General features: G+C 58.6%; 6 protein-coding genes. All 6 read right to left on the bottom strand.

Annotated features, from left to right (window positions below; genetic code table 11):
* Positions 1 to 187: 187 nt before the first annotated feature.
* Positions 188 to 553, bottom strand: coding sequence for a VanZ family protein (locus tag PMI21_RS21405; RefSeq protein WP_007935588.1), 366 nt, complete (start codon positions 551 to 553; stop codon positions 188 to 190).
* Positions 550 to 2,640 carry a YjbH domain-containing protein gene (locus tag PMI21_RS21410; protein WP_033063860.1) on the bottom strand — a complete coding sequence of 697 codons (2,091 nt, stop codon included), beginning with the start codon at positions 2,638 to 2,640 and terminating at the stop codon, positions 550 to 552. The genes PMI21_RS21405 and PMI21_RS21410 overlap by 4 nt, the downstream gene beginning before the upstream one ends.
* Before the next feature lie 8 nt (positions 2,641 to 2,648).
* On the bottom strand, positions 2,649 to 3,416 hold the full coding sequence (locus PMI21_RS21415) for a capsule biosynthesis GfcC family protein (protein WP_007935585.1): 768 nt from the start codon (positions 3,414 to 3,416) through the stop codon (positions 2,649 to 2,651).
* A complete protein-coding gene (locus PMI21_RS21420) occupies positions 3,413 to 4,072 on the bottom strand; it encodes a YjbF family lipoprotein (protein ID WP_007935584.1) in 660 nt (219 codons plus the stop codon). Before PMI21_RS21420 ends, PMI21_RS21415 begins: the two co-directional genes overlap by 4 nt.
* Before the next feature lie 14 nt (positions 4,073 to 4,086).
* Positions 4,087 to 5,199: a polysaccharide biosynthesis/export family protein gene (locus tag PMI21_RS21425; protein WP_177318276.1), complete on the bottom strand. Its 1,113-nt coding sequence runs from the start codon at positions 5,197 to 5,199 to the stop codon at positions 4,087 to 4,089.
* Between the two features lie 86 nt (positions 5,200 to 5,285).
* Positions 5,286 to 5,576, bottom strand: a complete 291-nt coding sequence (locus PMI21_RS21430; RefSeq protein ID WP_007935582.1) for a hypothetical protein — start codon at positions 5,574 to 5,576, stop codon at positions 5,286 to 5,288.
* Positions 5,577 to 6,000: the final 424 nt, after the last annotated feature.

The raw sequence follows: 6,000 nt of genomic DNA, 5'->3' as shown, positions 1-6,000 counted from the left end.
AGAACTTGCGGTGCATCAGTCACACCACGTCAAGCGGATTCACGACTGCTGCGCAGCCGAACGCAGCCTCGCAGGCTCGACAGCTGCTACGGGCGGATGGAGTGGCAAGAGAGGTATTGCTGGAGGGGGATATAGCGAGGATTAGCAGTGACAGCACGCCGGGTGACGGCGGGTGCTTAACGCCTTTTCAGCTTCGGCGTACCCAGCACCTGGCGACCAACAACCCCATCAACACGCCGATGCAATTAGCCAGCATGTCGTAGGGCGAAGCCGTGCGCAGCGGCATCAAACCTTGCGCGAGCTCAATGAATACGCCGGTGAGCAAACACCCCAAGGCGATCCAACGCAACTTCACGCTGGGGAAGGCCAGGCGGCAACTGAACGCAAACACCAGAAAGCCGATCCAGTGATGCAGCTTGTCCTCTTCGACGAACAGCTCCGGGATCGGCTGAGGTCGCAAACCTGCGTACAGCAGAATCACAGTCACCACGGCAAAGACCAGGCCCCGGAGCCAGAATGGCAGCTCGACCAAGCCTTTGAGCCATGTGATCATTCGGTAATTTTCTCGAAGTTGTTGTAGAACAGGCTGCTGTCTCGCCCGTCGGTCATGGTCTGCAACGAGTAGGCACGGTTCAGGCGCGCACCACCATCGCGAGTCAGTGGCGCCCAGACTATATTGGCGCGGCGCATGGTCGAGGTACTCATCAGTTCGTCGAACGGGATGGAAATGTAGATGCCTTTATCGAAGCTGCCCTCGCCATATTCCGCCTTCGACGCAGTGGTCAGGGTGACCCAGCCGCCAAACTTCACGCCGTTCTTGAACTCCCGCGACAAGTCGACGGTGGTGCCCCAGTCCCGTGCCAGATAACGCCCGACGCTGACCGCTGCAAGCATGTCATTGGGCAATTCAGTATAGCTGGTGACATGACCCGTAATGGTCTGGTAATCGCGCAGGCCAAAGCCCTGATCAAAATCCCGCTGGCGCACGAAGTTCAGATCCGCGCCCAATGACCAGCGTTTCCCCGTGCGTCGATACAGCACTTCGCTGCCGACCCCGGCATACATGGATTCCAGATAGCCGCCATAGACCATGCCATACCAGTCCTGATCCAGCTGCGCCGCGTGGTTAAACTGGAACGTCGGCATTGTCACATCGGAGGTGGTCAGGTATTGACGCAAGTCGGTGCGCACCCGCGGCAACCCGCTCGGTGCGTCGTAGGTGAACTTGTCGTAGTTGTTCAGCAGGTTGGCGCTGAGCAGGCCGCTCCACCAGGTGTTGCGGGTGAAACGGTACTCCGCGTCGGCATCGGCGGTGAACTGATAGAGCAAGCCGTCGGGGCCGCCGATGTTCTGTTTGTAGCCCAGGCCCAAACCATAGCTGAACGGCTCCAGCGCCTGGGTATAGAGCGTGGTTTCCCGGTGTGCAGTCGCCGGATTGACCTCGGTCGTACGGTGCAGATCCTTCAGCGGCTGGTCGTTGTTCACCACCGCACGGAAGGTTTCCCGCGGCACGCTGGTTTCTTCGATCGACATGTCATAACGCTGATTGACCAGGGTGAACCAATCGATGTCCTGATTGACGCTGTTATCGAGAATCCGGCTGGCTCGCCCGACGGCCTTGGACGGATAAAAATAGCGAGACTGCTCGCCATACACCATCAGCTCCGAACCGCGTTGGGTGATCCGTTTGACCTTGTAGCCGGCATTTTGCTGCAGCCGGTTGGAGACATCGGCCCAGTTGACTTGATCGGGCGGGGTCGACGGTGCCTGCGCGGGTAGCCGCTCGGCGGGAGGATCATAGGTCTTGGCCGGTGCCTTGCGGCTGACAAAGTTGGTGTGCAGGGTGATGCCGAACATCGCCGTATTGCCACGCTCCCAACCGGCGCTCAGGTCGACGCTGTCGGCCAGCTTGTAGACCACACCGAAGTTGACCGGCAGGTCTTGCTTGAGCGGGTTGTCCAGTGGTTCGTTCTTGTAATCGTTGCCTTCGTACTCGATCTTCAGGCTCAGTGGTTCCCAGGGCGTTTGATAAGCAATCCCGCCAAACAATGAAGGGCGCCCCCTGAAGTAAGCGTTGGTGTTCACGTCCCCTGCCCTGGCCACAGCCGCCGTGCTCTGCGGCCGGTCGTTGAATTGGCTGCCCAATACCGACAGCGGGTTACTGAAGTCCCCGCGATTCCCCAGATAACCCCAGGCAATTCCAAGGCTGAAATCCAGGTCGCCATAACGCTTGTTGGCGACGAAATATTCGCTGGAAAACAGCCCGGTACCACCGATGTCCCGGGCGCCGATAGCGACCTGCGGCGCCCAGTGAGTTTCTTCCCAAAGCCGCGCTTTCAAGTCGATGGCCTTGTCTTTAAAGCTCTGGTCGCCGCTCAATTCCTCGGTGCCGTACTTACGGTTGGTGATCGCGGTGTAACGAAACGAACCCTCCAGCCAATCGAACGGCTGCAAGGAAAAACTGTAGCGCGAGTAAGGATCGGTACGACTGGCCGTGGCGCTCAACTCCCCCGCGGGGGCCATGCGCGCGGTGGGTGTCTGTAACAGACCGACGCCACCAAAATCACTCTGGGTGTAGCGCGGTTCACCGTGAGCCAACCCGCAGGGCAGGAGCAATGCAGCAGCAAAACGTAACTTCAACGGGCACTTCAAGGGGCCACCTCAGCCAGCGGTTGAGTGGCGAGAAACTCGGCCAGTTGTTGATTGAGCTCAGGGGTCGGCGTCTCGAGATCGTCGCTCCTGATCGGCACCAGGATCTTGCTGCCGGGCGCCGCCATGACGCCGTCCTCACGATTCCATGCCGCCACACCCACGCGCCGTATTTGGCCGTCGGGCTGGATCAGCCACAGATAATCACCTTCGGCGTCGCCAAGAATGGCGCAGTCACGGGCATAGCCACGCACTTCCTGCAGGGCTCGGTAAGGCACCTGACAGGGTTGCGCGACCGCCCCGAGAACTTCCACGGTGGACGGCCGCTGGGGGTAAATCAGATGGTCGCCATCATCCAGCAGCGCGTTGCGGGCGAACCCCACTTCCACAGCGATCGGGTCGAGCACCGCGACCTGGCGTCCAGTGACCGGCAACTGCTCGACCTGCTCATAAAGGCGCGCGCTCAACGCTGCTCGCGTGTTTTTGCCATCGAGCAAGGCACCCCGTTGTACCAGTTTCAGATCGAACAGGACGCCCGCCTTCAACCGCATCTGTTTGTCCACTAATGAACGGTGCAGCCACGCCGCGCCCAGCCAGTAACTTTCGGCATTGGGTTGAGCATTGCGAATGACATCCAGCAAACGTGCACCAGGTTTGATATCGAATTGGCCAGGGCTGCGCACGTCACCGCTGACCGTGACGGCCGCCTGGCCCACGCCCGGGCCTATCAACAGCAGGCCAAGCAAGAAAAGGTTTGGACACTTCACCGGGTAGCTCCCCGATCACGGCGCACCTGCACGATTTTCAGAAACAGCTGCGGCGTCAGATGCTGCTCGCTACGCAGGATGAAACCGTCCTGGGGGTCGACCCAGTAGCGGTTGGTGGCGCGGAAATTCAGGGTGGGTGCATCCACCTGCTCGTCGATGCGCAGCAAGGCGTAATCCTTGTCCAGAATGCTGATGGTCTCGATACCGTGACGGCTGAAACGGCTGTTGACCGCGATACCGATGCGGTTGCCGTTATAGATGTCGATCCAGCGCGTGCTGGTATAGCCGTCGGGCAAATGCTGAAGGCCGCGCTTGAAGGGCGACTCTTCATTGAAGCGAGTGCCATCCAGGGAAACGCCCAGCCCGACAGTGCGCACCACCAGGCCGTCGCGCATCATCAGCACCTGCTTGCCGGAAGCGACCCAGAACTGCAGGTCGCCCCGCCGACGAGCCATGGCCATCACGCCCTCACTGGAGGGGGTGGTGACCAGGATCTGCGGATACGGCACGGCGTCGACCTGAGCACGGGTCAGATTGATGGAGGCAGGCCCCGCGACGGACGTTTCAAGGGTGTCCCATGAGGCCTTCATCAACGGGTTACACCCGCACAACAAGAGCGCCATCGTCAGACTGGCGAAGGTAGGCAAATTTTTCACGGCGGGATTGAGCCTTATCTGCTGTTGGCTTCGCTGAGATCGTTAAGTGAGCTGGCACCGGTCCCCAGGACAGTGGCCGTAGGCAGAAGCTGGCTGATCAGACGATTCCAGCGCGTCACGCCGGCCGGGCCGACATAGACGATGTCTTGCGGTTGCAAGTCGAAACGGGTGGCCAGTACCAGGGCCGAAGGGGATTCGGCGTCGAGCTGGAACACCTTGGCAGGTTCGGTTTCCAGGTGGTCGGCGCCGCGAATCACGTACACCGCGTTGCCGTTGGAGGTGGTCTGGTTCAAGCCCCCCACTGTGCCCAACGCATCGGTCAGGTTGATCGATTTGCCTTTGAAGCTCAGCGCGCGAGGCACGTTGACCTCACCCATGACATAGATCCGCTTTTGGTCGTTATAGGGCAGGTACAGCCGGTCGCCGCCCTTGAGATAAACGCCTTGCAGCTGTGAGTCCTGGCGATTGAGGGTGTCCAGATCGAGCTTGTATTCGCGCCCGTCCCGGGTCAGCGTCAGGCCTGACAGGTCTGCGTTCGAGGGGTCCACACCGGCCGCTCCAACGGCCTCCACCACGCTCAGCGGCGTGGTAGTGATCGGTTGCTGCCCAGCTTTGAGCACCGCACCGGAAATCACCACGGTCTGGCTGGCGAAGCGCAATACGCTGACGTCGACCTGGGGGCTTTCGACAAATTGCGACAAGCGCTCGGCAATAAAGGCTCGCAACTCTTCGATGGTTTTACCGGCGGCCGGGATATTACCGATGTACGGATAAAACAACGTGCCGTCCGGACGAACCAGACGCCCGTTGGCATCGATTTGCTGTTGCGGCCCCGAAGGCGCCGTCAACTCGGGGTGATCCCAGACCGTGATAAATAGCAGGTCGTTGGCTCCCACGCGATAACCGCCTGGAACGTAGGACAACAACGCTGGGGGAACGGATTCGCGAACTTGCGTGGCCGCATCCATGGCAATCAATTTAGGCGTGATGGGAATAAGCTCCACCCGGCTACTTTCCGGAGAGCCGTCACTGACCATTTGACTGGTGTCCATGTGTTGACCAGGCGAAAACATACAGCCGTGCAAGCTGATACTTGCCAGCATAACAACAGATAATCTACGGATCATAATGGCACTACGCTAGTCGAGGGCAAATCTAAAACAAGATCACCCAGAAAGTTCTGAGTGATCTTGAACAACATACTTCGCGGGGTTTAGTTGGTACCCGTCGTACCACCAGTACCGGTTGTGCCACCCGTTCCAGAGGTACCGCCATTGGAACTGCCTCCAGAGTTTGAAGCGGCCGCCGCAGCGCCGACAATGGCCGCGCCGATCACCACGGTTTCGGCGACCGTCACTCCCCCGACCAGCGGGGTACTCAAGGACAATGGCTCGCTCACTGCTTCGCTCGCCGCTTCGCTAGCGGTTTCGCTCGGCGGTGCATCCGCCGCCAACGCTGCAGTGCTCATGACAGCCAGCAAGCCGGCCGTAAGTAGTTTCTTCATATCAGACTCCTTCTCGACATCAACTCTGCATTAGATTTGAGACTAAGGGACCGGGAATGGAACAGCAGGTGAATTAACTGACACCCGTCAATTTAACGAGACAGTTCATGCACATTGCCTCCTTTGGAGAATGTCATTTATAGGGAGTGCATGCCATACGCCAAACCTCGTCACGTCATGGACAAAAGCGCTTTAACCGGGCAGGACTCATTGACGGAAAAAGGTGTTTTTCCAAGATGTTTGCTACATGACAAGGCATTTTCGGCACAAACTCCCGAGTGAAAATCACTCACCCTTCGCGCCCATTGTTATTATTAGTCAGGATTTTCCCGGCTTCTTGTCCCGCAAGGTTCTATTGCGACTGAACATTCAAGGTTAAATAACATCAGGTCATAAATAGTTAATGTTAACTATAGACCATTAT

It is taken from the genome of Pseudomonas sp. GM18 (assembly GCF_000282195.1).
In the GTDB taxonomy this organism is placed as follows: domain Bacteria; phylum Pseudomonadota; class Gammaproteobacteria; order Pseudomonadales; family Pseudomonadaceae; genus Aquipseudomonas.
This window is presented reverse-complemented; position numbering and strand designations above follow the sequence as displayed.

Coding starts and splice junctions, on each gene's coding strand:
- PMI21_RS21405 (WP_007935588.1), bottom strand. CDS start 553: ATGATCACATGGCTCAAAGGCTTGGTCGAGCTGCCATTCTGGCTCCGG.
- PMI21_RS21425 (WP_177318276.1), bottom strand. CDS start 5,199: ATGATCCGTAGATTATCTGTTGTTATGCTGGCAAGTATCAGCTTGCAC.
- PMI21_RS21430 (WP_007935582.1), bottom strand. CDS start 5,576: ATGAAGAAACTACTTACGGCCGGCTTGCTGGCTGTCATGAGCACTGCA.